The sequence below is a fragment of the Roseibium algae genome, from assembly GCF_037783265.1.
GTDB lineage: Bacteria > Pseudomonadota > Alphaproteobacteria > Rhizobiales > Stappiaceae > Roseibium > Roseibium algae.
In genome coordinates this window covers 378,474-403,333 of the sequence record NZ_JBAKIA010000005.1, presented here as the reverse complement: position 1 = coordinate 403,333, position 24,860 = coordinate 378,474, and the positions used below count along the sequence as shown (strand labels likewise).

At 56.3% G+C, this 24,860-nt stretch carries 26 protein-coding genes and 1 tRNA gene; 13 read left to right on the top strand and 14 right to left on the bottom strand.

The window, feature by feature from the left end; genetic code table 11:
- The first annotated feature begins 3 nt into the window (after positions 1–3).
- From V6575_RS10870 to V6575_RS10835, 8 genes are all read left to right on the top strand, one after another.
- A complete protein-coding gene (locus V6575_RS10870) occupies positions 4–1,821 on the top strand; it encodes a hypothetical protein (RefSeq protein ID WP_340274332.1) in 1,818 nt (605 codons plus the stop codon).
- A complete protein-coding gene (locus tag V6575_RS10865; protein WP_340274331.1) occupies positions 1,821–2,297 on the top strand; it encodes a hypothetical protein in 477 nt (158 codons plus the stop codon). The genes V6575_RS10870 and V6575_RS10865 overlap by 1 nt, the downstream gene beginning before the upstream one ends.
- Positions 2,298–2,371: 74 nt before the next feature.
- Entirely contained in the window at positions 2,372–3,289 is a 918-nt protein-coding gene (locus tag V6575_RS10860) for a glycoside hydrolase family protein (protein ID WP_340274330.1), read from the top strand.
- On the top strand, positions 3,286–3,525 hold the full coding sequence (locus tag V6575_RS10855; RefSeq protein ID WP_340274329.1) for a hypothetical protein: 240 nt from the start codon (positions 3,286–3,288) through the stop codon (positions 3,523–3,525). Before V6575_RS10860 ends, V6575_RS10855 begins: the two co-directional genes overlap by 4 nt.
- 129 nt (positions 3,526–3,654) lie before the next feature.
- Entirely contained in the window at positions 3,655–3,990 is a 336-nt protein-coding gene (locus tag V6575_RS10850) for a hypothetical protein (protein ID WP_340274328.1), read from the top strand.
- A 236-nt stretch (positions 3,991–4,226) separates the two neighbouring features.
- A tRNA-Ser gene (locus V6575_RS10845) sits at positions 4,227–4,316 on the top strand.
- Between the two features lie 433 nt (positions 4,317–4,749).
- On the top strand, positions 4,750–5,109 hold the full coding sequence (locus V6575_RS10840) for a hypothetical protein (RefSeq protein WP_340274327.1): 360 nt from the start codon (positions 4,750–4,752) through the stop codon (positions 5,107–5,109).
- 27 nt (positions 5,110–5,136) lie between these two features.
- Positions 5,137–5,352 carry a hypothetical protein gene (locus tag V6575_RS10835; protein ID WP_340274326.1) on the top strand — a complete coding sequence of 72 codons (216 nt, stop codon included), beginning with the start codon at positions 5,137–5,139 and terminating at the stop codon, positions 5,350–5,352.
- A 176-nt stretch (positions 5,353–5,528) separates the two neighbouring features.
- Here V6575_RS10835 and V6575_RS10830 read toward each other — a convergent pair whose 3' ends face one another.
- The 3 genes from V6575_RS10830 to V6575_RS10820 all read right to left on the bottom strand — a co-directional run bounded on the left by V6575_RS10830 (position 5,529) and on the right by V6575_RS10820 (position 9,115).
- Positions 5,529–6,818 (bottom strand): PQQ-dependent sugar dehydrogenase, encoded by a 1,290-nt coding sequence (locus V6575_RS10830; protein WP_422785558.1) that lies wholly within the window; start codon positions 6,816–6,818, stop codon positions 5,529–5,531.
- A gap of 144 nt (positions 6,819–6,962) precedes the next feature.
- Positions 6,963–8,249 carry a phosphatidylserine decarboxylase family protein gene (locus V6575_RS10825; RefSeq protein ID WP_340274325.1) on the bottom strand — a complete coding sequence of 429 codons (1,287 nt, stop codon included), beginning with the start codon at positions 8,247–8,249 and terminating at the stop codon, positions 6,963–6,965.
- Between the two features lie 302 nt (positions 8,250–8,551).
- Positions 8,552–9,115 carry a TetR/AcrR family transcriptional regulator gene (locus V6575_RS10820; RefSeq protein WP_340274368.1) on the bottom strand — a complete coding sequence of 188 codons (564 nt, stop codon included), beginning with the start codon at positions 9,113–9,115 and terminating at the stop codon, positions 8,552–8,554.
- 166 nt (positions 9,116–9,281) lie between these two features.
- Here V6575_RS10820 and V6575_RS10815 point away from each other — a divergent pair, with 166 nt between their 5' ends.
- A complete protein-coding gene (locus V6575_RS10815) occupies positions 9,282–10,031 on the top strand; it encodes an SDR family NAD(P)-dependent oxidoreductase (protein ID WP_340274324.1) in 750 nt (249 codons plus the stop codon).
- Between the two features lie 61 nt (positions 10,032–10,092).
- Here V6575_RS10815 and V6575_RS10810 read toward each other — a convergent pair whose 3' ends face one another.
- The 9 genes from V6575_RS10810 to V6575_RS10770 form a co-directional block, all read right to left on the bottom strand.
- Positions 10,093–11,220: a c-type cytochrome gene (locus tag V6575_RS10810; RefSeq protein WP_340274323.1), complete on the bottom strand. Its 1,128-nt coding sequence runs from the start codon at positions 11,218–11,220 to the stop codon at positions 10,093–10,095.
- On the bottom strand, positions 11,204–12,508 hold the full coding sequence (gene soxC / locus V6575_RS10805; RefSeq protein WP_340274322.1) for a sulfite dehydrogenase: 1,305 nt from the start codon (positions 12,506–12,508) through the stop codon (positions 11,204–11,206). The genes V6575_RS10810 and soxC overlap by 17 nt, the downstream gene beginning before the upstream one ends.
- A 64-nt stretch (positions 12,509–12,572) precedes the next feature.
- Positions 12,573–14,273 (bottom strand): thiosulfohydrolase SoxB, encoded by a 1,701-nt coding sequence (soxB, locus tag V6575_RS10800; protein WP_340274321.1) that lies wholly within the window; start codon positions 14,271–14,273, stop codon positions 12,573–12,575.
- Between the two features lie 234 nt (positions 14,274–14,507).
- Positions 14,508–15,353 carry a sulfur oxidation c-type cytochrome SoxA gene (soxA, locus tag V6575_RS10795; protein ID WP_340274367.1) on the bottom strand — a complete coding sequence of 282 codons (846 nt, stop codon included), beginning with the start codon at positions 15,351–15,353 and terminating at the stop codon, positions 14,508–14,510.
- Between the two features lie 64 nt (positions 15,354–15,417).
- Positions 15,418–15,747 carry a thiosulfate oxidation carrier complex protein SoxZ gene (gene soxZ, locus V6575_RS10790; protein WP_340274320.1) on the bottom strand — a complete coding sequence of 110 codons (330 nt, stop codon included), beginning with the start codon at positions 15,745–15,747 and terminating at the stop codon, positions 15,418–15,420.
- A gap of 19 nt (positions 15,748–15,766) precedes the next feature.
- On the bottom strand, positions 15,767–16,216 hold the full coding sequence (soxY, locus tag V6575_RS10785) for a thiosulfate oxidation carrier protein SoxY (RefSeq protein WP_340274319.1): 450 nt from the start codon (positions 16,214–16,216) through the stop codon (positions 15,767–15,769).
- 25 nt (positions 16,217–16,241) lie between these two features.
- Entirely contained in the window at positions 16,242–16,703 is a 462-nt protein-coding gene (soxX, locus tag V6575_RS10780; protein ID WP_340274318.1) for a sulfur oxidation c-type cytochrome SoxX, read from the bottom strand.
- Between the two features lie 161 nt (positions 16,704–16,864).
- Positions 16,865–17,449 (bottom strand): SoxW family protein, encoded by a 585-nt coding sequence (locus V6575_RS10775; RefSeq protein WP_340274317.1) that lies wholly within the window; start codon positions 17,447–17,449, stop codon positions 16,865–16,867.
- 22 nt (positions 17,450–17,471) lie between these two features.
- Positions 17,472–18,206: a cytochrome c biogenesis CcdA family protein gene (locus V6575_RS10770; RefSeq protein WP_340274316.1), complete on the bottom strand. Its 735-nt coding sequence runs from the start codon at positions 18,204–18,206 to the stop codon at positions 17,472–17,474.
- 121 nt (positions 18,207–18,327) lie between these two features.
- On the opposite strand from V6575_RS10770, the gene V6575_RS10765 reads away from it, so the two are divergent.
- The 3 genes from V6575_RS10765 (at position 18,328) to V6575_RS10755 (ending at position 20,386) form a co-directional block, all read left to right on the top strand.
- Entirely contained in the window at positions 18,328–18,693 is a 366-nt protein-coding gene (locus V6575_RS10765; RefSeq protein ID WP_340274315.1) for a transcriptional regulator, read from the top strand.
- 93 nt (positions 18,694–18,786) lie between these two features.
- Entirely contained in the window at positions 18,787–19,137 is a 351-nt protein-coding gene (locus V6575_RS10760; protein ID WP_340274314.1) for an ArsR/SmtB family transcription factor, read from the top strand.
- Between the two features lie 133 nt (positions 19,138–19,270).
- Positions 19,271–20,386, top strand: a complete 1,116-nt coding sequence (locus V6575_RS10755) for a YeeE/YedE family protein (RefSeq protein ID WP_340274313.1) — start codon at positions 19,271–19,273, stop codon at positions 20,384–20,386.
- 68 nt (positions 20,387–20,454) lie between these two features.
- Here the strand turns inward: V6575_RS10755 and V6575_RS10750 are convergent, their stop codons facing one another.
- Positions 20,455–21,411 (bottom strand): MBL fold metallo-hydrolase, encoded by a 957-nt coding sequence (locus tag V6575_RS10750; RefSeq protein ID WP_340274312.1) that lies wholly within the window; start codon positions 21,409–21,411, stop codon positions 20,455–20,457.
- A gap of 324 nt (positions 21,412–21,735) precedes the next feature.
- Here V6575_RS10750 and V6575_RS10745 point away from each other — a divergent pair, with 324 nt between their 5' ends.
- Positions 21,736–24,321: an SH3 domain-containing protein gene (locus V6575_RS10745; RefSeq protein ID WP_340274311.1), complete on the top strand. Its 2,586-nt coding sequence runs from the start codon at positions 21,736–21,738 to the stop codon at positions 24,319–24,321.
- 73 nt (positions 24,322–24,394) lie between these two features.
- Here V6575_RS10745 and V6575_RS10740 read toward each other — a convergent pair whose 3' ends face one another.
- A complete protein-coding gene (locus V6575_RS10740; RefSeq protein WP_340274310.1) occupies positions 24,395–24,856 on the bottom strand; it encodes an Lrp/AsnC family transcriptional regulator in 462 nt (153 codons plus the stop codon).
- Positions 24,857–24,860: the final 4 nt, after the last annotated feature.

Genomic DNA, 24,860 nt, shown 5'->3' with positions numbered 1-24,860 from the left:
ATCATGACAATCGGGAAAATTGACACCGGTCGCGTTGAAATCGCGGGCGACGGTGTAACGGGTCGTGCTGACCTGAATTTTGCATTCGTGGACCAAAGCAATCTGCAGGTAATCCACACAGATGCGAGCGGCATCGATACGCCGTGGATCTACCGGCAAGTGCCGGGCTCCTGGTATTTCAGCGGCGGTAACTTCGACGTTGGAACGGTTTTCTTTTCGCCTGGGGATTTGCGGCCGGGTGAACATTTGACCGTTACGCTTATCAGCGATTTCGATCAGCCCTATAATTTTGACGGCGGCGAAATAGATCCGACGGTGATTGAAAGGGCGCTTGATCGTACTGCCATAAATATGCAGTCACTTGCTGGTCGGGCGCTTGTTGAGGAAGGCGGATCGTTTGACTTGAAAGGCCGTCGCCTGATTAACGCGCTTGAGGCGGCGGAAAACTCAGATCTGGCAACATTGCAGCAAGTTCTCGAGATTGCCTCTCTTCCAGGAGCTCAAGGGGCGAAAGGGCCTCAGGGCGATGCTGGGCCACAGGGGCCAATTGGAGCGCAAGGCCCTCAAGGGCCAACTGGCAGGGTTGGACCTCAGGGGGCAAAAGGTTTTCAAGGAGACCAAGGGCCCATGGGGATCGTCGGTCCTCAAGGACCTCAAGGCCTATTGGGTCCCACGGGTGCGCAAGGGCCAACTGGTTTGACGGGGCCGCAAGGCTCTCAAGGCCCGGAGGGGCCCATTGGAAAATCCTACGAGCCTGATCAAGTGGGCATTACGTCTGATCGCTCAAACTACGACGCTGAGCCACGAGGGTTCTCGTTCCTCGATAGTGAGGCGGGAGTTCTCTATTGGAAACTTTCCAATGAAGTTGCAGCTTGGTCTGATGGTTCAACGTTTGGGCGCGGTGATACGGGTCTGCAAGGCAGCCAAGGTCCGCAAGGCGTGGAGGGCGCGACCGGTCCTATAGGTCCTGAAGGGCCACAGGGTATCCAAGGGCCTCAAGGCGTTGTTGGCCCAAAAGGGGATCAAGGCGATATTGGCCCGCAAGGCCCGACTGGTCCCACAGGCCCGCAGGGCATTCAAGGGGCTTCCGGTGCAACGGGTGCCCAAGGTCCTCGCGGGAGTAAGGGGCTGAACTATCGAGGCGCGTGGGGGAGCGGAAATGCCTACGCCGTTGATGATGTCGCGAACTACAATGGAACGGCATATGTCGCGATTGCGCCAGGCACAAATAAGAACCCAAGCACTCAGAATGCTTATTGGGGCGTTCTTGCTGAGAAGGGAACTACCGGTGCCAAAGGGGCCACTGGTGCTAAAGGCCCGGCTGGGGCCACAAGCTACAACGCAGGTACGCTCGACGGAATTGATAGCTCGCAGTTCGTTCGTTCCGATACCAGCGACACCCTGTCTGGTTCATATACCGTAACGGGCAACTTCACAGTGAAGGGTGATCTCTACTGCGGCTATAACGGCGGTGGCGACAGCTGGATGCAGTTCTATGACGACAACTCAAATGCGTGGCGTTACTTCGGATGGGATGATAGCCGGAACTGCTTTGTTGCCGAAGAAAACGACGGAGGAAATCAGCGCCTTTGCCTGATGTACGACGGTTCATCCCGCGATAATACTGATTTCCCTGTGGGCCATACGGTGCTTGCGGGGGCTCCGTCTGGGACGAGAAACGCGACGTACACCATCCGCTTGAGCACCAATAATACGTCTGAGTACACCACTAGCGGGAGTGGCGCTGTTCTTGCGGGGACATATCGTGCTCATGGACGCAGAGGGAACCTCGAGATCGCAAATTTTCAGAGGGTAGCATAATGATCGTAACTAAAATTCTCTCTGTTGCGGGAACCCTTGAGACCGATGTTTACATCGTGACAATTCGTGGAGAGATTGACCTCGGTACACCTGAGGACTTTGCATATGGTCTTCGCCCCGAGGATGGAAGCCGAAACGCTATGCAGGTCCGCGAAGCTGTCTCCGACTTTCTGGCGAGCGGGGGAGAGGTAACCACTTACGCCCCGCCAACAGATGAGCAATTGCGAGAAGAAATGCCTCCGCTTTCTGCCCGTCAGTTTCGTCTGGGTCTCATCACCAGTGGGCGCGTCTTGGAACAGGTCGATGAGGCAATAGCTGTAATTGAGGACGCACAAGACCGAGCTGCTGCCCAGATTGAATGGCAATATGCCACGAGCTTCCGCCGTCTCCATCCGCTGGTGGTAAATCTCTCTATACACTTGGGTTTTACGCCAGAAGAAGTGGACGCGCTCTGGATGGAGGCGCAGGAGCAATAAACGTACGTCGATAGATTTCCGAATTTCGCCCGCCAATGTGCGGGTTTTTTTGTGCCTTCAGAAAGGGCAACTCCATGAAAATTAGTAAGAACGGCGTGGCCTTCGTTGCCGCGCACGAAGGCTTTGTGTCCAAGGCGTATTTGGACAGCGCTGGTGTGCTGACAATCGGCTACGGCTTTACGATGCGATCGACTGTGTTTGCTGCCTATTGGCGGGCGAAGATGGGCCGGGGTCTGCAACATGGCGACACGATCACGCGGGCAGAGGCTGATGAGGTTCTGGGTCGTTTGATCGCGGAAGAATATGGAACATATGTCCGCAAGCATTTTGGCGACAGCCTGCTGCAAACGCAGTTCGATGCTGTTGTCTCAGTCGTCTACAATCTTGGCCCGGGTGCCTTGAAGTGGAAATGGGCTGCGGCGCTCAAGCAAGGCGATTTGGTGTTGTCAGCAAAGCGTCTGCGCAGCACAGGTACAACAGCAGGCGGGCGCAAGCTGGCGGGGCTGGTAAAGCGCCGTGCGGATGAGGCCGCGCTTCTTCAACATGGCCAGTATGGTCTTGCGCATGTTCGTGCGGCCGGGTCTGGCACTGGATCTGGCAAAGAGGAAGTGCGCGAGGCGCAAACCGGTCTCAAGCGTCTTGGCTTCGATACTGGCAGCATCGATGGCTGGGCGGGGGCAAAGACCAAAGCGGCTGTCATGGCCTATCAGCGGCAACACCCGGATCTGATTGCAGACGGCATCATTGGCCCGGCAACGCTGGCACAAATCCGGGCTGATCTGGTCAGCCTCAAGAAACCAGCTTCCAAGGTCCTGGCAACGGTTGCAGCCGCTTCAAGCGGTGGTGGTGTCTTCGGAGTCCCGTGGATCTGGGTGGCAGGAATAGGACTGGCCGCCTTGCTGGTGGCCGGTGGCGTTGCTGCCTGGCTCAACCGGGATGCAATCCGTCGGCTGATTGCCGTCTGGCGCCGACCTGGTGAGGGCGCAGCATGATTGCGGGGCTCATTGCCAAGCTGAAAGGCTGGTTGATCGGGGCAGGGGCGGTGCTTGCTGCCCTTGCTTTTGCTTTCCTCAAGGGCAGGTCGTCTGGCGCTGAGGAGGAAAGAGGCCGTCAGGCGTTGAAGGATGCAAAGGCGTCCAAAGTATCACGGGAGATAGAAAACGATGTCCAAGGCCTTTCTGAGCGCGATGTTGATAAGCGTCTGTCTCGCTGGCTGCGTAAGCCGTGAGGGCAGTTTCTGCGACGGGGCGCGGCCAAAATATCTCGATACATTGAATGGCAAGACGCTCGCCGAAAAGCAGGCAGATCTTGAGCACAACGAGAAGGGTGAAGCCCTTTGCGGATGGGAGCCGCTGCAATGAGTGAGGCCATGAATACCGCCATCATGAAGATGATGGATGAAGGCTTTCGGGAAGTCCGGGCGATGCTGAGCGACCAGCAGGCGAGTGCGTCGGAAAGCAGGCGTCGCGTTTACGAGAAACTTGATGAACTGCAGCGACGGGTCGATGCGGTCGAAAAGAGTGTCGAAGCGTCTGAACCTACGATGGCAGAAGTCAGGTTGTATCAGCAGCAGGCCAAAGGCGCCGGAAAGCTTGGTCGTCTTCTCTGGTGGGCAGGCGGCGGGCTGTTGACGGGTGCGGTGGCGCTCTATTCTTGGAGGCCTGTCATCGCTGAGTTTTTGAAGAGAGGGTGAGGAAGGTCTCGCTGGTGCTTGGAGCTGAAGTTAAGCGCCATGCGGTTCCATTTCATGGAAAATCAGAACGAAACTGGAACATCACTGTTTGGGTTTTGTAGATATCTTTCTGCAGTTCACCGTTCGTTCCCTGCGCGTTCCTGCGAGAAGTTGCGAGAGGCCATGCGGTGGAAAAAGTAAGAGATGTCAAAAAACGCCTTGATTTAGCAAGGTTTGCCGCGTAAACGAAAGCCACCGGAGAGGTGGCCGAGTGGTCGAAGGCGCTCCCCTGCTAAGGGAGTAAACCAGCGATGGTTTCGAGGGTTCGAATCCCTTCCTCTCCTCCATTCCCCTTTATTTCGATATTGCTATATCCTGATCGGGCTGCCGCGGGATTTTTGCGCTTTTCGAGTGTACTGGGGGCTGGAACCTCCACGGGGAGATCCCGAAGTGTGATCTGAATGCAAATATTCTTCTGATCTGTTGACTGCGCTGATTTGGTGAAGATCCACAAGGCGTTGTTATTATGATTTTATTCCGGTTTGGAAATTTCATTTGGGCAGAAGTTTCTTTGTGTTGCTGCGACGACCGTTGGAGCTTCTTATGCTATGATCCTCTTGAGGCGTTGCTTCCTTCGATCTGCATGATAGCGCATGGCCGCGCTGGATCAGAGATTGCGGGCTGTCGATAAAGACCTGATCGACGTTGTTTTCCCTGGGTGCAGTTTTTTTGACTCTGCGCTTAATGTGTCTTTGCTGAGGGCGATGAACGAGGAGCAACATGTCACTTGCACACCAACATCTGTCGCGTCGTACGGTGCTTAAAACGGGTATGGTGGCGGGGTTTGGTCTGTCATCTGTGCTTGCTGGCGTCTCGGGCATCTCTGCTGCGGTCACAAGTGGAGTTTTGATCGGAGGGACGCGCATGGATACATTGATTTCCGCCCTGAATAATATTGGAAACCCCGTTTGCTTGGCAGCTGCCAACAGACTGGCAGCGCTGGATCCCAATAGCATCAGCTTTGATCTGAATTTGCGTCGCGCGGGCATGGATGCAGGGAATGCGCGCGTCCTTGCTGATGCTCTGCACGAGACGAACGGATCTTCGCGCCCTGTCCTTCGGTCCTTCAGTGCAAGCTAAAATCCGGAGCTGACCGATGCGGGCGTTTTGGCGCTTGCCGAGGCGTTTCCGACGACGCTGGTAGAGCTGGGCCTTGTTGATTGCTCCATTGGCGATGTGGGTGGGCTTGCCCTTCTGGCGTGGGCCCGAACGGCCGTTGATGCCCGGATGATCTGCGTCGAGGGTAATGACTTTTCGGCAGATGTGAAATCCGGTTTTGCTGATCTCGGCCGCGAGCGAGGATCGCTGTTGTTCGTCGTTTGAGAAGCGGCGTCATTTTGCCATTAATCCCGGGTGCTGATCGGCCCGCGTAAGTTCATGTGGTGACTGCCGCAAAGTATCTTGGAATTTGAAGACGCTCGCTCCTTCAACAGGAGCCAGGCCGGTTTGGTCCTGCACCTGCCAACGAGGCGAACGCTTGTCCTTATTCAAGGCAGCCCTTAAGCGCCTGTGACGCGCCAGATGATGTCACCGACGTCATCGGCCATCAGGAGCGATTTTTTGTCCGCGCCAATCGTCACGCCAACAGGGCGTCCGTAGGCGATCTTTTCGTCTTCAGACAGGAAGCCGCTCAAAATGTCGCGAGGCTCGCCCTTGGGCGCGCCGTTTTCAAACGGGATGAATATCAACTTGTAGCCGCTCAGCTTTGAACGGTTCCATGATCCATGCTGGCCAATCACCATGCCATCGCCAAAGCCCGGCAATGTGCCCGCCGGCATCCAGCACAGACCAAGAGATGCTGTGTGTCCGCCAAGGGCATAATCCGGCGTGATCGCCTTGGCGACCATATCAATGTCTTGCGGTACCCGGTCATCAACCGTCTTTCCCCAGTAGGAGTAGGGCCAGCCGTAAAAGCCACCGTCCTGCACAGAGGTGAGGTAATCGGGCGGTGTTTCATCACCCAGGCCGTCCCGTTCGTTGACAACGGTCCAAAGGGTGCCTTTCGTTGGCTCCCATGCCATGCCAACAGCGTTGCGCAGGCCTGAGGCAAAGATACGCGCTTGTTCGGTTGCAACGTCCAGCTCCCAGATCGCTGCGCGGCCCTCTTCCACTTCCATGCCTTGATCTGCGATGTTCGTGAGCGATCCGACCCCGGCATAGATTTTGGAATTGTCAGGCGAGACGATCAGACTGCGCGTCCAGTGGCCATGCGGCTTGAAGTCGATAAGCTTCTTGCCGACGCTTGGCAGCGATGTTGCGCCCTCAGTGTAATCGAAAGCCGTGATACCGTCGGTGTTGCCGAGATAGAATTTCGTGCCGACCAGGGCCATGCCAAAAGGCTGGTTCTGGTTCTCGGCGTAGACCGTTTGTATTTCGGCCACCCCGTCTCCATCGGCGTCGCGGAACAAGGTCACGCGGTTGGCGCTGACCCCAATCGCCCTGGCCCGGCGCATGGTTGCATGGGTGGCGTGGGCCATCAGGGTCTTGGGCGGGCCCGGTTCTTCCTTGGATTCGGCGACCAGAACGTCACCGTTCGGTAGAACCTCGATCCAGCGGGGGTGTTCCAGGCCCGATGCAAATGCGTTGACCTTCAAGCCAGGCGCGCAGGTGGGAAGGCGGCCGTCCTGCCAGCCTTGGGCGACAGGCATCTTCAGGGTCATGATGCCCTGCTTGCGCGCATCGGGAATTTGTGGGGCCGTCCCCATGGCCTGATGTGAAGGCGCCCCAATACGGCGCATCAGCGCCACTGCACCGCCCACCAATGCCGTTGCCTTTGCGATAAGTTCCATGTCTGGCCTCCAAGCTGATTTTGGCGCAACCTAGCGGGAGTCGGGGCACGACAACAACAGCTTTTCCGATACATCACTCTTGTTCCAAACCGTGGCAGGTTCGGAGTGCGATGGGGGATGGCCTTGCTGCCCGTTCAGACATTTTCAGTCGACTGCAATATCCGGGCTGTTCTTTTCAACAGTGGCCAGTTTGGAGTTGACCAAGAGGTTTTGTGAATTGAGTCCGGGTTCTTCGTCTAAGTGGAATTTCAGGCGGGTTTCCGGTCTGAAAAACATGCAATGGGTCGACCCGCCGAAGTGGAACATGCCCAGCTGATCGCCCTTTTTCACCTGTTGACCTTCATACACCGTGATCTGGTTGGTTGAGACCTCCGCCATACCGACCGGCATGACGCACATCAAGCCGATGTCGGGATTGTCAGCCTGAATGAAGATCGGGGCGCGGGCTGCCACCGAAGTGATATAGCCCTGGCTGTTGTTCGGGCCTGCCGGATCATGACGATTCATCAGGGATTCCGAATAATATGTGCCGTCGATGTTATAGGCCTTGATTATCTGCCCATTAACGGGACTGTGCCAGCGATGGAAGCTGGAAGCGCTGAGAAAGGCCTGGTAGATGGTGCCGCCGATGAAATGCTCCAGTAGCGGGTCGTGGTCGAGCATGTGTTCCAGTGAATAAGGTTGGCCCTTGATCCAGAACTGGTCCTTGCGGGAGACATTTCGGGCAATCCGATAGGGGGCGGATTCACAGGCATTGTTGATGATGCGGTTGTGGTTTGGTCCATCGACCGGACGGGCTCCTGGACGGAAGGTCCGGGTGAAGAAGTCATCCCAGCTGGTGAAGCCGAAATGGGGTGCATAGGGATCACAGTTGAAATTTTCGATGAAGTATTGCCGAGGGTTTTGGGTGCCGGGAGGCGCCAGGGATTTGAAGGCGGCCTCGCCAAGCCATCCCCAGGGCTTGTCCACCAGCACATGAACGGAGTCGGGAGAGCCGAGAAACCGGGCCCATTCATCCAGCACGATTTGAAGCTGCGCATTGATGTCACTGCGCAGGAAGGCGGCAAAGCCGCTGGCTGTGCCCATTGACCAGTCCAGCAGCGCGTTGATCGGGAACCCGACCAATCCGGTTTCGTTGAATCTGGGTGCATGGGTCATGATGTGGTTGAGCAATCTCAGGAATTGCTTGTAATCCTTGACCTGCGGTTTTCCCGTCGGGTTTTTGGTCTGATGCACCTCCGTGAACATTTGGCTGAACAGCATAAAGACAGCGGCGTCTTCTTCGATAAAGGCCTGAAATTCCTGGATCACAGGCAACAGCTTTCGTGGCTGGGCTTCACTGGCCAGGATCTGGTCAGAAATCCAGGCATCAAGTACTGCCTGATCCGAGGGGAGCCATTCACCGACGCGGTAGGGGTTGGAAATGGTCATCTCAAGTGTCCTCCTGACTGCGCGCTGCGTTGCAAATCATGCAATGTCACAATCGCTGCCGTTGCCGTGCGGTCCAGGCTGATGAAGCACGGGCCATGTAGAGCCCGGAAATCGCACTTGGAGGCCAACTATAGATTTATAGATTTAACAATACACTTATTATTTGTTCTGGATTGAGTGTATTTCCCTTACGTCATAATTGGCGAGCGTGAGCATTGGTTTTTTGTAATTGCATGGCCTGAAATGTGAGCTGCCGTGATGATGAATTTGAGAGATTGGGTTATTACCAACTGAGGAAGACCTCAGCCTTGAGCGCCATAGCGCAAACCGTCTACAAACAGGGACACCATGCGGTGCGCGTGATCGGGCTGGTCAATTTTGGTGGACATGCAAAGACTTGCCACAGCGCCGATAATGTCATCTGCATCCACATCCGTGCGGACCGCGCCTGCGGTCCGGGCCGCCGCGAGCAGGGTCTCAAGGGCAGGCCGAAGATGCTGGTCGAAATAGGAGGGCAGGGGCTCAAATGCCGAGCTGCCTGAGTGCAGGGCAGATGCCAGCCCGCGCTTTGTTGTGATGAAGCCCGCAAAAAGCTGAATCCAGTCCGCGAGCGCTTCAAATGGCGGCCTGTTGGCAGCCAGTTCCGGCGCCGCCTTTGCGCAGGCGTCAACTTCCCTTCGGAACACTGCGGCGATCAGGCCTGCCCGGTCGGGAAAGTGGCGGTAGAGCGTACCAACTCCCACGCCGGCTTCCTTGGCGATTTCCCGAACTGGAGCGTCGACGCCAGCAGCTGCGAAAACTGTTTTGGCCGCTTCCAGAAGAGCATCAACATTGCGCTGCGCGTCTGCACGCACGCTGCGTTTCATCTCGACTGGAACGGCTGAGCGGGCGTCATCAGGACCAGAATCATTGCTCACAAGATCACCTCTTGTTAAACGGAACATTGTTCCGTATACAAGTGGATCTGCGTTCCACTTGTGGATTGATGTGTTTCAGTCTGATTGACCAAAATGACTTCTAAAAAGAAATGAGATGCAAAACAAACCTCTCGCATTGGTGACAGGTGCAAACAAAGGCATCGGCCTTCAAATCGCAACGGACCTCGTTGAAAAGGGGATGTGTGTCTTGATCGGAAGCCGCAGTCTTGAAAATGGCGAGACGACTGCAGCCATGATCGGGCCTGAAGCCCATGCCCTTCAGCTTGATGTCACAGACCCTGCGTCTATTGCTGCGGCAGCCGCGCGAATTCAGTCCGAGTTCGGCAGGTTGGATGTTCTGGTGAACAACGCTGGCATATCGCATCCGGGCAAGTCGGGCGATCCGTTTCCATCCAACCTGGATTTCAACTCTCTGACAAAAGCAACGATGGACGATATTCGCGCAGTTTGGGAGGTTAACGTGTTTGGCGTTATTGCCGTGACGCAGGCGATGCTGCCTCTGCTGCGCGTAGCGCCTGCCGGGCGGATCGTCAATATGGGCAGCACTGGCGGGTCACTGGCATGGAACTCCGAGCCGGGGAATGCCCATCGTGCCATGTTCGGTAATTACTCGACCTCGAAATCAGCAGCGCATGCCGTTTCTCTGGCATTTGCCTTCTCGCTCGAAGAAACGAATATCAAGGTCAACATTGCTTGTCCCGGTCACACAGGTACGGCGCTCAACAATTTCTCTGGAGCCCGCACAGTTGAAGAGGGCGCGCGCGAAGCGGTTCGCCTGGCTTTGCTCGACGCGAGTGGTCCAACCGGGACCTTTTCGGATGAAAATGGCCTCGTCGCATGGTGAAGGGCGCTCTCCGGGTAAATTGCTGACCCGGTGAGCGACCTTCTGCTGTCCTTGTGAATGTTCAGTCGACAGTGCCGACGGAATTCTCCGTTTCACCTGCTCCAGGTGTGACATCGACGATGCGGGCACGCATGGTGATCTCGACCGGTCTGTCCGTGCAGTTTTCCATGCAAGGGTCGCCTTTGTTGTCATTGTGGGCTTCTTCTGGCCGTCCATCTGGAATGAAGTTTTCTTCATTGGGCAGACGGATGTCCTGGAAGTTCTTGTTGGACAGCTCGAAGTCCTCGTCATCGACCAAATCATTCAGATAGAGCAGATAAGCGGTGAGGGCGTAGACATCGTCGTTGGACAGAGAGCGGGCGTCGCCAAAGGGCATCGCACGGCGGACATAGTCATAGACCGTTGACAGATAGGGCCAGTAGGAACCGATGGTCTTTTCCGGTCGGTCTTCCTGCAAGGTGCCCTGACCGCCTGCCAGAACGGGCCAGCGACCGACTCCCTCGCCAAAATCGCCATGGCAGACTGCGCAATTGTCCGTGTAGAGCTCTTCGCCAGCAGCGACCGTGCCTGATCCTTCAGGCAGTCCTTTGCCATCTGGCCTGATGTCGATATCCCAGGCTGCGACTTCGTCTTCTGTGGCAACTCTGCCGAGGCCGAAGACACCGCCAGCGCGGGTTGGCCAAGCCGAAGACGCAGGAGCTGGAGCCGGAGTCGTGTTGGCTGTTGCTTTGGCGCTTTCCTGTGGCTTGGCAGCGGGAGCTGTAGCCTCGTCCTTGGAAGTGCTTTCAGCTGAATACTGCGCCAGATAAGCCAGCAGGTTTTCAATGTCTGCCGGTTTTCTGAGGCCCGCGAAGGCCATTTTCGTGCCTTTGATCATGGCTTTGGGCTTGGTCAGATAGGTGGTCAGCGTGCCCTGATCCCAGTTGAGACCTTCTGCCCCAGCCTTTACCATCGCCTTGGAGTATTTATAGCCATCCAGGCCACCAGCGCTGCGACCGAAAACATCGTTCAGCTGCGGGCCGACCTTGTTCTTTGCGCCGTCTCCGACTGCGTGGCAGGCGGCGCATTTTTTGAAGACCTTTGCGCCCTTGTCAGCATCCCCGCTTGCTGCGGCGGAGGTGGCGGCGACAAAGACGACGGCGGATAAAACGCTCGCTCCGAGGGCGAGGGACTTAAGCAACTTCGACATTTTCAACCGTCCCATCCGTTTTGACATGCCAGGTCTGGATGCCGTTGTTGTGGTAGATGGAGTTTTCTCCGCGTGCGATCCGCAGCTCATCCTTGGTCGGCTGGAAGAAGCCGTCCTCGTCCATGGCACGGGACTGGATCAACAGATCCGAGCCGTCCCAGTCGATGTCCAGATAGAAGCGGTGCATGGCTTTGGGCAGGCTTGGTCCGTCAATCCGGGCGGTTTTCCAGTTGCGGCCACCATCGGTGGTCACATCCACGCGGGTGATCTTGCCATTGCCGGACCAGGCAACGCCCGAGATGACCAGCGGGCCTTTGCCGTGGGTCACAGGGGCTTGGGGGCTCGGGTTGGTGACAACGGATTTCACATCCATAACCCAGGTGAAGCGGCGGGCTTTGCCTGAGGTCAGAAGATCGGTGTATTTGGCTGTTTCCTCACGCTGCTGCCAAGGCTGGTCGCCGACTTCCAGGCGACGCAGCCACTTGATCCACATGTTGCCTTCCCAGCCCGGCACAACCAGGCGCAAGGGATAACCTTGTTCGGGACGCAGGGCTTCGCCGTTCATCTTGAAGGCGACAAGGCAATCGTCCAGCGCCTTTTCCAACGGGATGGAACGGGTCATGGCAGAGGCATCAGCGCCTTCCGGCATCACCCATTTGGCGTTTGTTTTGACGCCCGCTTCTTCCAGAAGATATTTCAAGGGAACGCCGGTATAGACCACGCAGTGGACCATGCCGTGGGTGTATTGGCAGCCGTTCAGCTGTGCGCCGCGCCATTCCATGCCCGAGTTGGCTGCACATTCCAGAAAATAGACCCGGTTTTCCCGCGGAAAGCGTTTCAGGTCTTCCATGGTGAAGACAAGCGGCGTGTCGACCAGACCGTTGATCATCAAGCGGTGGTCTGCAGGATTGATCTCCGCAATGCCGCCATGGTGGCGCTCGAAGCAGAGCCCGTTCGGAGTGATGATGCCGTCCAGCTCGTGCAGGGGGGTGAAACTTACCGAACTTTCAGTGGAGGCGGTGAGCCATTCCACATCCCGGCGTACCACATGGGATTCAAACGGGGAGGGTGTCCCATAGGGATTGGCCTGAACGCCATCGCCCAGATAGCGGTTCCAGTCCTGGATCTCGGTGATCAGCGGATCGCCTTCAGCCTTCGCCGCGCCGATCAGTGCGCCAGCGCTAACGGCAGCGCCACCGGTGGCAAGACCGGCCTTGAGAAGGGCACGGCGGCTCACATTCGGACCGCTGCCTTTCGACGGCTGTCCCGAAACATCTATGTCTGTCATGTCAATTCCTCGGGTCTTGTTTCATCCTGGGGAAGTTTATGGAAACTGTTTGGCTGCCCGTCCCTTAGGTCGGACTGATAACCTTGACGGACTGGTTGTCCGGAAGCTTTACGGTCGGGTTCTTGCTCAGGTGGTTTTCGACCACATCCCAGATCGCCGGTCCTTCTGTGTCTTCATTGACAGAGGCCCAGCCGGCGACCGTGTATTCCCGCGACGGATCAATGGCTTCACCGGTTGCCAAAAGCGTCATGCCTGTGATCCGGGATCCGATGTCTTCTGTCGGGTCAATCGTGTAGCCCATGCCGCCTACGCGAACCATGTCGCCGCCCTGCTGATAATAGGGGTCTGTGTTGAACAGGTTGTCGCCGACGTCTTCAAGGATGTCCTTGATAGTCTGGCCGGTCATGGAGGAGCGATAAGCGGCTGGATAGGTCATTGCACAGGCATTGTGCAGGTCTTCCACGGTGATGTCCTGACCAGGCAGAAGGCTTGTGCCCCAGCGAAAGCCAGGAGACAGGGAGATCTGGGCATCGCGTTCTTCCAGAAGGGCCTCACAGATCAGGTCATCAAAGGTGCCGTTGAAGTTGCCGCGCCGATACAGCAGGCTTTCGGTCGTGCCGATCTTGCGGGAGAGCTCCTCAGCAAAGGGGGCACGGACCTCAGTGATCAGGGCGGTCATCTCTGGGTCGGGCGTGATAACGTCGGAGAACACCGGAATAAGGCGATAGCTGTAGTCTGCGATCCTTCCGTCTTTGACATCAAGATCCAGACGAGAGACGAATTTGCCGTTCGATCCGGAGGCAATGACCAGCGTCTTGTTGACGATTACCGGCTCAGGCAGTGCATCATGGGTGTGGCCTGTCAAAATGACATCGATGCCATCGACCCTTGATGCCAGCTTGCGGTCAACGTCGAAGCCGTTGTGGGACAGCAGCACGACCAGTTCTGCGCCCTGTGAACGGGCTTCCTCCACGTGGGCTGCAATGTCTTCCTCACGAATGCCGAAAGACCAACCGGGGATCATCCAGCGCGGGTTGGCAATCGGCGTATAGGGGAAGGCCTGTCCGATGACAGCGATCTTCGTGCCGCCTCGTTCGAACATCTTCCAGGCCTCGAAAGCGGGTTCATCCCACTCATTGTCGTAAATGTTGGAGCCGAGGAACGGGAAGGGCAGGGCCTCAATGACTTCCTGCACCCGGTCGGTTCCATAGGTGAATTCCCAATGACCGGTCATGGCATCCGGCTCCAGAGAGTTCATGACCGTGATCATATCCTGGCCGAGGGTCTTGTTGGCCGTGTAGCTGCCCTGCCAGGTGTCGCCGCCATCCAGAAGCAGGCAGTTGTCTGCGCCGCGATCGGCCCGGATGTGCTTGACGATGGTCGCGACCCGGTCCATGCCGCCCATTTTGCCGTAGGTCTTTGCCAGAGCTGCGAAATCCTCGGAAGTCAGTGCATAGGCGTCCGGTGAATTTGGCTCAATGTCATAGAGCTTCAGGAAATCCGCGCCGGTGACATGGGGCGGCAGGCCTTTGACATCGCCGATGCCGAGGTTGATCGAAGGTTCGCGGAAATACAGTGGCATGAGCTGGGCATGAATGTCGGTGATGTGCACGAGTGTCACAGTGCCGGTCGGCTTCATCGACAGCAGTGTTTCCTGGCTCAGGCCTTGTTGTGCCATGAGCTTCGACCAGCTGCCGCCCATGCCAGAGCCAAGCAGGGCGCTTGTGGCGGTCGCAGCCATCAGGAACTCGCGTCGTGAAAACATGTCTTTCTCTCCAGCTCATCGGCGCGCAGCTCTGCGCAGGGTATCTTCGGGCAAGTCCATTTTAAACAAGGCAATAGCATTGACGCACGAACACCCGTGCATCGGAGGGCTGCCTACCGATGATATTAAAGCTCTTTTCCGGCCCGCGTTTCAGTCTTGCGGTCCCGTTCAAAGATGCGGCAGCGAACCGCCGCATCTGGTGTTCTTTCGGTCAGGAGCCTGACCGCTTGATCGTTACTGGCGAACCGCCGGGGTTTCGACGGAAAGGCCGGTGCCGCGCCATGTGACATAGACTTCCAAAGCCATCAGCTCGTCCGAGAAGGCTGCCGGGAACTCGGCGCGCGTATCGCGAATACAGCCGCGGAACCGGTTGTGCAGGGACACCATGGCGCTCTGCTTCAGACGGTAGGTCGGGAAGCCGTTAACATTGCCCTGGCTGAGGTGATCGGCGCGGATATAATTGCCGTTGTAATCCTCATGACAGGTGGCGCAGGACAGGTTCAGCTGACCGGTGCGCGAGTAGTAAGTCTCTTTGCCCTTATCCCACCAGGTCTGCATTTCGCCCTGGCTGAGGTCGATGCCGACCGGCATGCCTATGGATTGATGCTTGATGAAAGTGACGAGTGCTTTCTGGTCTGCAGCATCGAACTTGTAAGCCTTGGCCCCCATATGCTCTTCGCGGCAGGCATTGATCTGAAGTTCCAGGTTGAAAGGCTTGTTTGCTGCTGCATTCCACTTTGGATAGTTGGCGCCAATGCCCTTGAGGAAATCCTGTCCGTCACCATGGCAGGACGCACAGGACTTGCCCGAACTCCCATCCACAGTGTTCCAGATTTCTTCGCCCCGTTCGACATACAACATGCCCGGGTTCTCAAAGCTGTCTGCTTCAAGCTCACGAGTTTCCTTGGTGCGATAGTGCCAGCCGGAGATCACCTCGTCGAGCGGGTGGCCTTCCGGTGCGGCTGTCCGGGTGGTGATTTTCAGTTCGCCGTCAATCACCAGTTCTTCGTCCACCGGCCCTCCGGCGAATGCTGCGCAGCTGACACCTGCGACAAGCAGGCCCCCCAGCAGTGCGCCCATCTTATTAAAATTGGTCAAATCGTCTCCTCCCGATTTGCGTGAGTGCGGAATTATCCGGCATCCGCTATTCGACCGTGATCTTCTTTTCCTGGGTGTAGACGGTGCCGTCGTCGTCGACCCAGCTGAATTTGAACGTGCCGCTTTCATTCATCTTGGCTGTGAACTCCACGTAGGGGTTCGCCGAGACGGCCGGGTCCATGTCACAGGAAAAAACAACCTGTCCGTTGAACTCGCAGGTGAACTTGTTGATGATCTTGCGAGGGATCAGTTCACCAGTTTTCTTGTCCTTGCGCAGGCCGGATTCCATTGGGTGACTGATCAGCGTCTTGAGTGTGATCACTTCGCCCTTGGAAGCCTTTTTCGGAACTTTAACGCGCGGTTTCGCAGTTGCCATGTGTCTATCCTCCGCCCGATCAGCCGCCGCAGCCGCCGATGGTGACTTTAACTTCCTTGGTGTCCATGAACGTTGAGCCATCGCTCATTTTTGCCACGGCAATGACGTTCTGGGTCTTTGCAAGACGGATACGGGTCTTGGCCGCTGCTTCGCCGCTCATGGCGGTGAAGTGGAAGGTGGCGACAGTCGGGTTCGGATTGCCTTCTGCCAGGATCATGACCGATTCAACGTAGTTGTCGGTCGTCATCGGGCTTTCGACGGAAATCGAAACCGGAACGGTGTTGCCGTTCTCGGCAATTTCCGGGGCATTCAGCGTGATCTTGCCTGTGCCAGGCATTGACCCGCCGGCAAATGCCTTGATGGCTTCTTCGGTGTCAGCTGCTGCAGCGAATGCGAGCTGGCCGCCGAAGGTGATGAAGGCAGCCGCGCCTGCCGTCAGGCCGAGCGCTTCGCGTCTGGTAAGGGACATCCCTATCTCCTTGGCTCTTTAAAGGTTACTGGGAAAGCGTGGTCAGATAGGCGACAACATCCTCAACGTCCTGAGCGGACAGGATGGTCTTTCCAACTTGCTTTTCTGCAACATTGATCCCGACATTCAAGGTGTAAAAACCGGGCATGATTGTCTGCTCACCGAAGACCAGCTTGCTGTCCACCAAAATGGCGCGCAGTTCTTCAGGCGTCCAACGCTCGGCGACACCATCCAGGGGAGGGCCGACTTCGCCGTGAAACAATTGTTCTTTCAGATCTGTGTTGGCATGACAGGCAAGGCAATTGCCTTTTTTCCGGTCTGCAAAGGTTTCCCGTCCAACGATGGGATCTCCTGCCTTGTCGGTCAGGGCAGTGGCAACTTCCATGTCATTGATTTTGACATTTTCAGGTGCAACCGTTTCAGCGACGGCTGCGCTGGCAAGTGCCAGGGATGCGGCCGCAAATATGATTGTAAAGCCCGTGGTCATCGCGTCGGCTTTCCTCCTCTCCAGGGGCTGGAAAATCCAACCCCAAGCCGGGATGTTTTAGATTCCCGACTTCCTCCTCATTAGATATATATAATTTTCTGCATGTGTTGCCAATAGGTGTTTTCACCTTAAAGCGACATCTTCGCAGGTTTATGAAAATTTCACTCCGTTTCCAACCGGCCACTTTCTCGCAAGTCATTGATTATTATTGCGTGGTACTTCTGGAAATGCTCGTCGCCAGCATAGCCTTTTTCTGAAACCCAGCGGAACATGTTTAAAAATGTCCACTTGCCGAAGGCTCCAGGCATGGTTGCAACGGCGGCTTCATTGACTGTTTTGCCCTCTGGTGCGGATTCGGGCAAAAACACGATGGTCGGCGTGAAGACATAGCCCCATTTGCGGGCTGCTGACTTTTCAGTCAGGGTTTCCCCGTCCAGATCAATGACTTCTTCGTCGCCGAACATGTTGTATTGGACCACCATGAAATGGTCTTTGATGAAGTCGCTGACTTCCGGATCAGACAGCAGTTTTTCATGCATTGCCTTGCAATAAATGCAGCCGCGCTGCTCGAAGATGATCGCAAGGCGCTTGCCCTCTGCTGCTGCCGTTTCAATATCTTCTGCGATATCCCTGAAGCTGATCGTGAACCAGTCCTGCTTGTGCAAACCGTCTTCTCCGACTTCGGCGGCCACAGTGCCCGTTGCCAAAAGGGTCAGCAGGAGAAAGGGTGTCAGAACTTTGATCATGATGTCCTCCAGTGTTGTGGTTTTATCCGATTTGACTGAATACAGGAAAAGTCTCGAGCAGCCAGAATGCTATGGCGGACATCTGGCCGGTGATGAACAACACGCCTGTGAGCACCAGAAAGCCGCCCATGATTTTTTCAATGGTTCCCATGTGCTTGCGAAACCGCTGTGCCCAGCCGAGAAACCGACTGGCGAAAGCCGCGGCTAAGATAAAGGGAATGCCGATCCCCAGAGCATAGGATGCCAATAGAAGTCCGCCTTCTGCCATGGAGCCGGTGGAACCTGCCATGAACAAAATGGCGGCCAGAACCGGTCCAACGCAGGGTGTCCAGCCAAACGCAAAGGCCAGACCCATGAGGAACGCGCCAAGCAGTCCTGGGGGCTTGCGCTCAACATGTATGCGCGCCTCTCTGAATAAAAGCGAGATCCGGAACAGTCCTAGAAAATGCAGGCCCATGATGATGATGATGATGCCTGCGACCATCGAGAGCGTATCAAAATACCGGGCTATTGTTTGCCCCAGAACGCTGGCCGTTGCGCCCAAGGCCACGAAAACCACAGAAAAGCCGAGAACGAATGCGACGGAAGACAGGATGATCCGGCGACTTGTTGCGGCATTGCCGTCTTCGTTCTTCAGTTCGGCAACGCTGACACCGGCGAGATAGCACAGGTAAGGCGGAACTATGGGAAGTACGCAAGGGGAGACGAAAGACAGCAGTCCGGCCAAAAAAGCCGCGCTAACGGATATATCGAACATTTTGCTCCCCCTCTTGCCGGACAACTGGCGCAGGTCCATCTATCTGCCAGTTGCCCGTATGGGGATTTAAATATTCAGTTCTTGCTATATATTGCAATCAGAGAATTAGAAGAGGTGAGACGTGCGAGCAATTTTTGTCGGACTTCTGGCTGGTTTGGCCCTGGTCTTTTCCTTTGGTCCATCCTCAGCTGCAGAGTTGTTGATGCTTGAACAGCCCGGCTGTGTCTGGTGCAAGCGCTGGAATGAGGAAATCGGGGTGATCTATTCTAAGACCGAAGAGGGCCGGCAGGCCCCATTGCGGCGGGTGGATATCACTGAGGCTTGGCCGTCCGATCTTGAGAATGTGCGCCGTGAGCGCATGACGCCAACTTTCATTCTGATTGACGAGGGCCAGGAAGTGGCGCGTTTGCGAGGCTACCCGGGGGATAATTTCTTCTGGCCAATGTTGTCCGACATGCTTTTCAAATTGCCGCAGGTTGTCAATTAGTGCCTTGGACGTCGAAACCTTGTGATGGTTTTGTGCTATGCAATATGTACAGTGTTGCAGAGTGAAGATGAAATACAGAAAAGCAGTGCGGAAATGACACTCCCAATCCTGAACGCAAAGACTGATCCGCAGGATTTTGATGTTCTGGTCGAGCAGGCGCGAAAGGCCAGCGAACTGCTGAAGGCCTTGTCTCATGAAGTGCGGCTGCTGATCCTTTGCATTCTTTCAGAAGGCGAGAAATCTGTTTCCCAACTGGAAGAGATCCTGACCATGCCGCAAGCTGCCGTATCGCAGCAGCTGGCCCGGCTGCGGTCTGACGGACTGGTGTCGTCACGGCGGGAAGGCCGGATGATTTATTACAGTCTGATAGACGGTGAAGTCAGCACGATCATTTCGTCTCTCTATGACCTGTTCTGTAAAGAGGTTAGAGCTACTGCAGAGTAATTAATCTGTATTCTGTTGGTCTTGAGAAAATATCGCAGGAAATGCTTGATTGCGACCTGTTGTCCGGGTTGATACGCTGCACTTAATGGCCGCCTTCAGTGTGGCCACTCAATGGCTTTGGGAGGAGAGGCCAATGGGATTTCTGGCGGGGTCTTTGGATCCCCTGGTTTTGCTTCCGCTTTTGGGCGTTGCAGCGGGTGTCGTGCTTGGCTTTGTTGCCCGCGTGAACCGGTTCTGCACGCTGTCATCGCTTGAACGCTACTGGTATGCAGGGGATGCGACGGGTTTGAGAACCTGGGTACTCGCAGCCGCCACAGCTTTGGCAGTGACGCAGTCGCTGGCAGCGCTTGGGCTTGCGAATATTGAGCAGTCTTTTTACATCTCCTCGCCCTTCGCCTGGAGCGGTGCGATCCTGGGCGGTCTGCTGTTCGGCATTGGCATGGCCCTGGTGGGTACTTGCAGTTTTGGCGCGGTTGTCCGGCTTGGCGGGGGCAGTTTGCGCGCCTTGGTGGTCTTGCTTGTGCTTGGCCTTTCAGCTCTGGCCGCGCAGCGCGGTCTGGTCGGGCTGGGACGAGTTCATATCGTCGATAATCTCGCGCTCGAACTATCATTTTCCACTGACCGGTCGCTCGGAAGCTTGATCTCGGCACTCGCCGGGGTGGATGTTCGGGCTTTGGTGGTTCTTGTCGTTCTTTGCGCGCTGCTCTATTGGATTTTCCGGGACAGGGGCTATCGCCACCAGAAGGGTCAGTTTTTCAGCGGTATCTCCATCGGTTCAGCCATCGCCTTCGGCTGGTGGGCAACGACCTATGTTTCCAGATTTGCCTTTGCGCCGGTCCAGATCGAGGCCGGATCTTTCGTGGTGCCGGTGGGAGATGCGATCCTGCAGGCAGTGACCTATACGGGCACATTGCCGGATTATGGTGTTGGTCTCGTGGCTGGGACATTGCTGGGGGCCATTGCTGGCGCCCGTTGGAACAAGGACATGCGGTGGGAGGCCTGTGATGATGCACAGGAGCTTTCCCGCCATCTTCTGGGCGCTGTTTTCATGGGTATTGGCGGTGTGTTTGCCATGGGGTGCACGGTCGGGCAGGGGATCTCTGGTTTTTCGACTCTTGCTGTCTCCGCACCCTTGGTGATGCTGTCCATGGCCTTTGGTGCGAGAATCGGGTTGGCCTATCTTCTGGAAGGAACTGTGCTGGCTGCCTTTCGGCGCAATGAGGTGGGCTCCAAGGGCGCAATCCGTTAGATCTTGCGGCCGTCGGGCGACGGGTCACTTCGCAAGATCTGGGTGTTATCAGCCTCACCAGCTCACCCTCATGCATCGATCACAAAGCGATAAGCTGTTCCGCTGCGTTCAGCGCGGCCCATGCCCGGTTCAGGCAGGTGGTATCCGATGATCCTTGTGTTCTCAGCCGCGATCCGGTCCAGCAGCGTCTTGCGCGTTGCAGCGCCTTTTTCCCTGTCCTGATCCGATCCATAGTGCCAGTCCGGCTTTTCGAAAGAGATAATGGCGTTGGCAATGGCGTCGCCGACCACGAGCAGGTTTTCGGATCCACTATGCAGCATATAGGACATGTGTCCCGGCGTGTGCCCGGACGTGTCTATGGCTTCAACACCGGGGATGACTTCCATGCCCGGGCGGATCATTTCCACCTGGTCGGAAATGGTTTCAAAACGGCTTTGAGCCCCCACCACGAAGGTTTTTCGTTCCTCGGGAGTATTGGCCAGCGTGTCGTCTGCCAGCCAATACTCCCATTCGGCTTGCGGTACCCAATATTGCGCTTCGGAGAACAGCGGATCGTCGAAATCATCAAGGACACCCCACAGGTGATCCGGATGGGCGTGGGTGAAGATGACATCTGTAATATCGGCCGGATCAATACCGGCGTTTTCTAGCTGAGCCAGCAATTCGCCCGCGCTGGGCTGGAAGTTGGCACCGGATCCGACATCAAACAGCGCAAGCCTGTCGCCGGTTCTGTAGAGCGTGACATTGCAGTCTGGCGTCAATGTATCGGTTGCGATTCCATGGGGTTGCAGCAGGGCTTTGATGTCTTTTGTGCTTTGGTCCGGCAGAACAAAGTTCATTGGCAGGTTTAAATTGCCGTCCGAAAAGATCTGAACCTCAGCATCCCCCAATGCGATTGGATTGGCCAAGGCGGATCTTGTTGCAATTCCGGTGCTGATGGAGAGCGCGAGAGCTGCGCTGCCTGTGAGCACCGTGCGCCGGGTCATTGCTTGAGGTGCGACCGGAAAAGCAGGTGTGCGTGGCATGACGTCCTCCATATATGCAGTTTTTTGAATTTGTCGCCTTTTCCTGCGTCGAGGTCAACGTTTGTTGTCTCGCGGGCGGGCTTGAAGACTTGTGACTTGGTTGGAAACTGGACGGGTTTTGCTGAAATTCCACTGTCTGAAACCATGATCAGAAGCGCACTGCAGGGGGCGTTTAACGGTTTTTTGCTAGTCAGCAGCAATCGGCGATCTTGCTACTTTTGTTCTGGCACACGTAAAAAATACGATGCATGAATTGCTAGGCTGACGTAACGTGTTCAAGTTTTTCTGGCCATGTGCTGTCGGAAAAATGAATAGGAGAAAAATATGCGCCGATTGATTGCCATTGTCCTGTCGGGCTGTCTCGTCAGCCAAGCTGCCCTGGCAGCGCCAGCGATGACGACATCCAACGTGAATTTCCGTCAGGGGCCTGGAACCAACTATGGTTCAAATGGCACACTTTCCGGCGGCACCAAGCTGGACCTTCAAAACTGTGATGACAGCGGGGCCTGGTGTTCGGTTGTGGTCAATGGCCAGACCGGCTTCGTCAGCGGCCAATATCTTGAGCTGAGCGAAGCAGAAAAGGCCACAGGTTGGCCGCGCAGCTTCAAGACGGATGGTGGCGCGACGCTGGTTCTCTATCAGCCGCAATTTTCCGAATGGCAGGATTTCAAGGTCTTGAAAGCCCTGGTCGCTGCCGAATACATCAAGGATGACAAGGCCAAGCCTGTGTTCGGCGTTATTGGCGTGAGCGGCAGTACGGTTGCTGATGGCAAGGACAATGATGTCATCGTACGGGATATCAAGATCACGCAAATTGACTTTTCAGCGCTGGATCGGACCGCGCTGACCGATCTGACCCTGCAGGTTGGCAAGATCATGCCGACGGGTTCGATCACCGTGAAAGAAGATCGGATTACAGCCGGGCTAGCCGAACACCAGCGGATGGATGATGTCGCGGGATTGAACGCCGAGGCACCGACGATCTTTGTGCGGACTGTTCCCTCGATCCTTGTTCAGACCGATGGCGAGCCAATTCTGGCGCCGGTCAAGGGCGTTCAGGGATTGAGCTTCGTGGTCAACAGCAACTGGGATGTTCTCAAGCTTGATGAGGGGGAAACCTATTATCTGCGTGATGAGAAATCCTGGCTGACCAGTTCAGATCCTGCGGGCAAATGGGAGCCGGTCACGGAGCTGCCAAAGCTGATCCAGTCCCTGCCGGATGATGAAAACTGGAGCGAAACCCGCGAAGGAATTCCAGCCCAGGCGTTCCCGGATACCGGACCGCCTGAAGTGGTTTATTCGGACAAGCCCGCCGAGATGATCTTGTTCGAGGGCGAACCAAAACTTGAAGCCGTGGACGGAACGAAGCTTGAATGGGCCTCGAACACCGATAGCGATGTGTTTTATCTGAAAGAGACTTCGACCTGGTATATTCTGGTGTCTGGTCGCTGGTTCAAATCCGCTTCTCTTGAGGGCCCTTGGGTCTTCACCACACCTGACCTTCCAGCAGATTTTCTGAATATTCCCGAGGATGCGCCGTACTATAGTGTTCGTGCGTCCGTTCCAGGCACATCGGAAGCGGATCAGGCCCGGCTGAAGGCGAGCATTCCAAGCACGGCCCGCGTTGAACTGGGGTCGGTCAGTGCCGATGTCGCTTATGCAGGCGATCCGGAGTTTACCCCGATCGACGGCACGTCCCTGTCTTATGCGGTCAACACCAATGATCAGGTGATCAAGGTCGGCGATCAGTATTATGTCTTGCAGAATGGTGTCTGGTTCGTTGGCGACAGCCCGGACGGGCCGTTCCAGGTGGCGACTGCTGTTCCGGATGAAATTTACACGATTCCGCCTTCCTCGCCGGTCTATAACGTGACCTATGTGCGGGTTTATGACAGTGAACCCAATGCCGTCTGGTATGGCTATACCATGGGGTATCTGGCCGGTTACCTGTCCTGGGGCGTCTTCGTCTACGGCACTGGCTGGTATCATAATCCCTGGTACCGTCCAGGTCTTCGTCCGATCTATTTTCCGCGTCCGGTCACCTATGGCATCGGCGCATTCTACAACCCCATTCGCGGAACCTATGGTCGCTATGGCTATGCCTATGGCCCACGCCGGGGCATCGCTGGCGGCGGGGTCTATAACCCACGCACTGGTGGCTATATCCGGGGTGGAGCGGTCAGTGGGCCGCGTGGCAGTGCTGGTTTCATTGCAGCCTATAACCCGCGCACGGGCAACAAGGCCGTCATTGCGGGCGGTCGCAACATATATGGATCCTGGACAGGGGGCGGTGTTACCCGTGGCTCTGAATGGGCGCGGACGGCTGATTTGAGTGCCAATGCGCAAAAGCGCTGGAAGGCAGACGGCCAGGGCGGAAATATTTCGTCGCTGGATCGTCGCGGCGATGTCTTCGCTGGCCGCGATGGGTCTGTCTATCGGCGCAATGGTGATGACTGGCAGAAGTTCGAAGGCGGGAAATGGGCCGGGGTCGACCGTCCGTCAAGGGATCAGATCCGAGACAACGCAGGTAACCTTGGGGCGGCTGCCGCCTTGGGTGGGGCCGGTGCTGCTTTGGGAGGGGCTGCGGTTGCGAACCGTCCTGCAGGGAGCCGTCCGGAAGCGAAACGTCCTTCGGGGAAACGTCCGACACAGGCCCAACGTCCTGCTCAAAAGACGCCCGCCAGGACGCAGGCGGCTAAGAAGCGCCCTGCGCAGCGACCTGCAACCCGCCCGGCGACACGTCCGCAGGCACCGGCTCACCTGAACCGGGACTCCCGCACCCGTCAAGCCGGTAACCGAAACGTCAACCGCCAGCGCAATGTGCAAAGAACGCGGTCTCAGTCTCGGCCGCAAAGGTCTGGTGGAGGCAATCGAGGTGGTGGCCATCGGGGCGGCGGACGTCGACGCTAGATCACGGGAACATAATTGAGATCAAAATGCCGCCCTTGTTGACAAACAGCTCCAGCAAGGGCGGCATTTGACGCTAAAGCGGAAAGTCGCGGCTGTCGGCTATGGCTTCCATGGTCATGTAGGACGTGACGGTTTCCAGATCGATCTTGTCGATCATCTGCTGGTAGATCTGGTCAAAGGCGTTCATGTCCTCGGCCATGATCTTCAGCATGTAATCATAATCGCCGGCGATCCGGTAAAAATCGATCACATTCGGGATGTCAGAGACTTCCTTGCGGAATTGCTCAAGCCATTCTCGTGAGTGATGTCGTGTGCGGATCATCACGAAGACTGTCAGGTTCAGCCCGATTTCAGCCGGATCGAGCCGGATCGTATGGCCCTTGATCAGTCCGCTTTCGCCCAAAACCTTCAGTCGACGCCAACAAGCATTCTGGGACAGGCCGACTCGCTCCGAAATTTCACGTTGAGACAGCCGGGCGTCCTGTTGCAGGCATTTTAGGATTTGTCGATCAATCTTGTCTAATTTATGGGTCATAACC

Bases quoted from the DNA above. Each gene is read 5' to 3' on its own strand.
- V6575_RS10870 (WP_340274332.1), top strand. From the start codon at position 4: ATGACAATCGGGAAAATTGACACCGGTCGCGTTGAAATCGCGGGCGAC.
- V6575_RS10865 (WP_340274331.1), top strand. From the start codon at position 1,821: ATGATCGTAACTAAAATTCTCTCTGTTGCGGGAACCCTTGAGACCGAT.
- V6575_RS10860 (WP_340274330.1), top strand. From the start codon at position 2,372: ATGAAAATTAGTAAGAACGGCGTGGCCTTCGTTGCCGCGCACGAAGGC.
- V6575_RS10855 (WP_340274329.1), top strand. From the start codon at position 3,286: ATGATTGCGGGGCTCATTGCCAAGCTGAAAGGCTGGTTGATCGGGGCA.
- V6575_RS10850 (WP_340274328.1), top strand. From the start codon at position 3,655: ATGAGTGAGGCCATGAATACCGCCATCATGAAGATGATGGATGAAGGC.
- V6575_RS10840 (WP_340274327.1), top strand. From the start codon at position 4,750: ATGTCACTTGCACACCAACATCTGTCGCGTCGTACGGTGCTTAAAACG.
- V6575_RS10830 (WP_422785558.1), bottom strand. From the start codon at position 6,818: ATGGAACTTATCGCAAAGGCAACGGCATTGGTGGGCGGTGCAGTGGCG.
- V6575_RS10825 (WP_340274325.1), bottom strand. From the start codon at position 8,249: ATGACCATTTCCAACCCCTACCGCGTCGGTGAATGGCTCCCCTCGGAT.
- V6575_RS10820 (WP_340274368.1), bottom strand. From the start codon at position 9,115: ATGAAACGCAGCGTGCGTGCAGACGCGCAGCGCAATGTTGATGCTCTT.
- V6575_RS10815 (WP_340274324.1), top strand. From the start codon at position 9,282: ATGCAAAACAAACCTCTCGCATTGGTGACAGGTGCAAACAAAGGCATC.
- V6575_RS10810 (WP_340274323.1), bottom strand. From the start codon at position 11,220: ATGTCGAAGTTGCTTAAGTCCCTCGCCCTCGGAGCGAGCGTTTTATCC.
- soxC (WP_340274322.1), bottom strand. From the start codon at position 12,508: ATGACAGACATAGATGTTTCGGGACAGCCGTCGAAAGGCAGCGGTCCG.
- soxB (WP_340274321.1), bottom strand. From the start codon at position 14,273: ATGTTTTCACGACGCGAGTTCCTGATGGCTGCGACCGCCACAAGCGCC.
- soxA (WP_340274367.1), bottom strand. From the start codon at position 15,353: ATGGGCGCACTGCTGGGGGGCCTGCTTGTCGCAGGTGTCAGCTGCGCA.
- soxZ (WP_340274320.1), bottom strand. From the start codon at position 15,747: ATGGCAACTGCGAAACCGCGCGTTAAAGTTCCGAAAAAGGCTTCCAAG.
- soxY (WP_340274319.1), bottom strand. From the start codon at position 16,216: ATGTCCCTTACCAGACGCGAAGCGCTCGGCCTGACGGCAGGCGCGGCT.
- soxX (WP_340274318.1), bottom strand. From the start codon at position 16,703: ATGACCACGGGCTTTACAATCATATTTGCGGCCGCATCCCTGGCACTT.
- V6575_RS10775 (WP_340274317.1), bottom strand. From the start codon at position 17,449: ATGATCAAAGTTCTGACACCCTTTCTCCTGCTGACCCTTTTGGCAACG.
- V6575_RS10770 (WP_340274316.1), bottom strand. From the start codon at position 18,206: ATGTTCGATATATCCGTTAGCGCGGCTTTTTTGGCCGGACTGCTGTCT.
- V6575_RS10760 (WP_340274314.1), top strand. From the start codon at position 18,787: ATGACACTCCCAATCCTGAACGCAAAGACTGATCCGCAGGATTTTGAT.
- V6575_RS10755 (WP_340274313.1), top strand. From the start codon at position 19,271: ATGGGATTTCTGGCGGGGTCTTTGGATCCCCTGGTTTTGCTTCCGCTT.
- V6575_RS10750 (WP_340274312.1), bottom strand. From the start codon at position 21,411: ATGCCACGCACACCTGCTTTTCCGGTCGCACCTCAAGCAATGACCCGG.
- V6575_RS10745 (WP_340274311.1), top strand. From the start codon at position 21,736: ATGCGCCGATTGATTGCCATTGTCCTGTCGGGCTGTCTCGTCAGCCAA.
- V6575_RS10740 (WP_340274310.1), bottom strand. From the start codon at position 24,856: ATGACCCATAAATTAGACAAGATTGATCGACAAATCCTAAAATGCCTG.